Origin of the sequence: Neptunomonas sp., from assembly GCF_041601355.1 — a bacterium.
Lineage (GTDB): Bacteria > Pseudomonadota > Gammaproteobacteria > Pseudomonadales > Balneatricaceae > Neptunomonas.
On the sequence record NZ_JBFIIH010000215.1, the window covers coordinates 1 to 4026 of the forward strand.

Here is a 4026-nt window from a genome sequence, read left to right on the forward strand (position 1 = left end):
GCTTCAGTAATAAAGAAACCCCAACCGCGTTGAGACAGGCGTTTCATGTAATGCTCGAATACATCCGCACCTGATATAGCGTGTTCCGCCGCTTCTTTCTCACACCAGTAATGTGCCGACTTATACCCGGCTTTATAGAGAATATCTGCGTACTTCCCGGCACCTATCTCTTCTTCAATGCCCATGTGGTTGTTGACGAAGAAGTGGCGCGGCACATACAGCATTGGTAGCGCATCGGTGGTCCATACTCCGGTCTCATCATCGACAACGATCGGCATTTCTGGTGCATGTACACTCATTTTTCTAACCTCAAAAATTCTTTTGTATTTGTTGTTTATTAACGCCACACTCTCAAGCGAAGCTGCGCCACTATGTATTTATCATCAGGCACCCCAGACATCTTTAAGCAGCGTCACCCAGTTTTCGCCCATGATTTTACGGACCTGTGTTTCAGAAAAACCACGCCGCAGTAACGCTTCAGTCAGGTTAGGGAACTCGCCAACCGTGCGAATGCCTTCAGGGTTGATAATCTTGCCAAAACGCGTCAAACGGCGCGCATAGCCTTTATCGTGAGTCAGGTATTCGAAGAAGTTCTGATCCTGACCCTGGGTAAAGTCGGTGCCGATTCCGATGCTATCTTCACCTACGATGTTGTAGATGTACTCAATCGCTTCAACGTAATCTTCGATGGTCGAATCAATACCGTTTTTAAGGAAAGGCGCGAACATAGTGACGCCAACAAATCCACCGTGATCTGCTATAAACTTCAGTTCAGCGTCCGACTTGTTACGCGGATGATCTTTTAAACCACTGGGCAAGCAGTGTGAATACGCCACCCGCTGTTTAGATTCGAGGATAACTTCCTCAGACGTTTTAGCTCCCACGTGAGACAAGTCACACAGCACACCGACACGATTCATTTCAGCAACAATTTCCCGACCAAAGCCGGATAAACCGCCATCGCGCTCATAACAGCCGGTGCCGACTAAATTCTGAGTGTTGTAACACATCTGCACGATACCAACGCCCAGGTCCTTGAATACCTGCACATAGCCAATTTGGTCTTCGTACGCATTAGCGTTCTGAAATCCCATCATGACGCCGGTTTTACCTTCCTGTTTAGCACGCTGGATATCTGCAGTGGTATGTACTTTGATGAGCAGATCACTGCTGGCTTCAATAAGCTGATTCATCTCGACAACATTGTTTACCGTATTCTGAAAATTTTCCCAGAAAGAGACTGTACAGTTGGCGGCTGTCAGCCCACCTTTTGACATGTCTTCAAAAAGCTCCCGATTCCATTTCGCGCAGATCAGGCCATCAATAATGATGGCATCCCGGTGCAGTTCAGCGGCGTTCATTGTTATTATCCTTCCTATCACGGGTTAGTCGCGTATTACGCAATGCCCTGATTAATAATCACTCCAACGACAAACGGGTCAGAGCGAGAGGAGGTTAAAGAACTTACTCTCCTCAACGTTCAGGCCAGTGTAAAATTTCGTGAGGATCTTCAGGACGCTGGAAGCGACTCTCTTGATACCAAAAGCGTCACATCCGATCTGTCGGGGATAGATAAAAGAAGATTGCTGCTGAACCAGGGACGAATACGCGACTCTGTTACATCAAAGAGAGAGAGGGATATAATCTGGAGCGAAACGGAGCCGTTATTTTTTAATTCGCACACTGCCAAAAGTAGACTCTGAACGGGCTTCAAGCAACGCATCATTAGCGATTGAGTCGCGTTTTTCGGCCTTCGCTACTTGCCTGAGGGGTTCTTTCTGTACCCCCTGATCAGGCTGAGCCGACACGTTTTGTATCATCGACGGCTTTTCATCGAGCTTATCGCCAGCCTCCCCGGGCATGACGGGCAGGGATATTCCACTTAGCGCTTTTTCCTGCGCGTTTTTACGCCTATTGCCAGAGCGCTCTTCACTGGGAGGCACACCCATCTGTTCCCGATAACACTTGCTGAAATGCGGCGTAGAGACAAACCCACACGCCGTCGATATTTCAATAATCGCCAGGTCACTTTGCTTTAGTAACTGGCGCGCACGCAGCAAACGTAATTTCAAATAATATTTAGAGGGTGAACACTGTAGGTGCTTTAAAAATAAGCGCTCTAACTGGCGGCGTGAAAGACCTGCATAATGTGCCAGTTCATCCATATCAATCAGCTCTTCTATATTAGCCGCCATCAAACCGACAACTTCGGCCAATTTGGGCTGCATAGCCGCCGAAACATACTGCAGTGGCACTTTCTGCTGGTCTGTTTCACTGCGAATACGATCACAGATAAACATTTCTGAAATCGCACTGGACAGTAACGCGCTATGCTCCTGCTTGATCAGATGCAACATCATATCAAGCGGTGCGGTGCCCCCCGTGGACGTCATACGATCACGATCAAAGCTGAAAAGACGGTCAGAGCAACCGACTCTGGGAAAAGCTTCCTGTAATCCTGCTATATATTCCCAGTGTGTACTGCAATCATAACCGTCCAGCAAGCCCGCCTCAGCCAGCACATAAGCGCCGGTGCAAATTGCACCTAAGGTGCAGCCTTTGCGGGCCTGCGAGTTGAGCCAGTTAAGCTGATTTTTGCTGTAAGCACGCCTAACATTAAGCCCCCCGGCGACAATAACGATATCCAGCAAGGCTGCATTTAGCATACTGGAATCAGGGGTTATCTTAATGCCGTCGCTGGCACTCACCGCCCCGCCATCTTCCGTGAGGGTAACCCACTCATAAAGTGCTTCCCCGCTCAGCTGGTTAGCCATGCGCAAAGGCTCAACCGCCGACGCTAACGATATCATCGTGAAATTATTGAGCAGTAAAAACCCAATTTTTTTTGTTATGAATTCGCCATCGCCCTGATAATCAGTACTCGAATTATTCATCAACAAATCCAAACCGCAGCGTTAATATGACTTTTAGCATTTCCAGCAAAGATGCCTAAAGCAGACCTACTCAATAGATCTATTGAGCAGGTTTACTAAGTAGGTTCTTTTTTACCATACCCAGCCAGATTCCCCAAAAATCAGCACTCAATCGCATTCACGGCTAATCCACCGCGTGAGGTTTCCTTGTACTTATCCTGCATATCACGACCGGTATCGCGCATCGTTCGAATCACTTTATCCAATGAGATAAAGTGTTCCCCATCACCGCGTAAGGCCATTTGTGTGGCATTAATTGCTTTCATGGCACCAATCGCATTTCGCTCGATACAGGGGACTTGTACCAAGCCTCCTACCGGATCGCAGGTCAACCCCAGATTGTGCTCCAAACCTATTTCAGCGGCATTCTCTACCTGCTCAGGAGTCCCTCCTAATATTTCGCACAGGCCTGCTGCCGCCATTGCACAGGCAGAACCGACTTCTCCCTGACAACCCACTTCGGCGCCGGAAATAGAGGCATTTTTCTTACACAACGCGCCGATAGCGGCAGCCGCCAGCATAAAATCAACCACCGCATCTTCGCTGGGATCTTCTGTGAACTCCATGTAATACATCAATACTGCCGGAATAATGCCCGCGGCACCATTGGTTGGAGCAGTCACCATACGGCCACCCGCTGCATTCTCCTCATTCACTGCCAACGCATAGAGATTTATCCAATCCATAGCGCTTAAAGTGCTACTGATGACGTTAGGCTGTGTCCCGCGCTGTAACGATTTATGCCAGTTCGCCGCACGACGCCTGACATTTAAACCGCCAGGCAAAACACCCTCGTTGACTAAACCACTGTGGACACAATCCTGCATGGCCTGCCAGATGACTTTTAACCCGGCACGTGTTTCAGCTTCAGTTCGCCAAACTTTTTCATTTTCCATCATCAACTGACTGATGCTCAGCTTGTGCTGCTTACATAGCGCCAGTAGTTGTACTGCATTATTGAACTCATACGGCAATGCAACTTGCGGGACTAAATGCGCATCGGCGGTTGCATCACTTTCATCGATAACAAAACCGCCACCGACAGAATAGTAAGTGTTTTCATAAAGCAGCGTGCCATCCACGGCTGTCGCAA

Annotated in this window: 4 protein-coding genes; all 4 read right to left on the minus strand. The window is 48.5% G+C overall.

Annotated elements, in window-relative coordinates; translation table 11 throughout:
* Positions 1 to 299 (minus strand): DUF5943 domain-containing protein (locus tag ABY436_RS19365; RefSeq protein WP_372740566.1); only part of this gene is annotated, 299 nt, incomplete at its 3' end.
* Positions 300 to 383: 84 nt separating this feature from the next.
* Positions 384 to 1361, minus strand: a complete 978-nt coding sequence (locus ABY436_RS19370; protein ID WP_372740567.1) for a dipeptidase — start codon at positions 1359 to 1361, stop codon at positions 384 to 386.
* 303 nt (positions 1362 to 1664) lie between these two features.
* Complete coding sequence (locus ABY436_RS19375) at positions 1665 to 2894, minus strand: GlxA family transcriptional regulator (protein WP_372740568.1); 1230 nt, start codon at positions 2892 to 2894, stop codon at positions 1665 to 1667.
* A 140-nt stretch (positions 2895 to 3034) separates the two neighbouring features.
* On the minus strand, positions 3035 to 4026 hold a 992-nt coding region (locus ABY436_RS19380), incomplete at its 5' end, for an L-serine ammonia-lyase (RefSeq protein WP_372740569.1).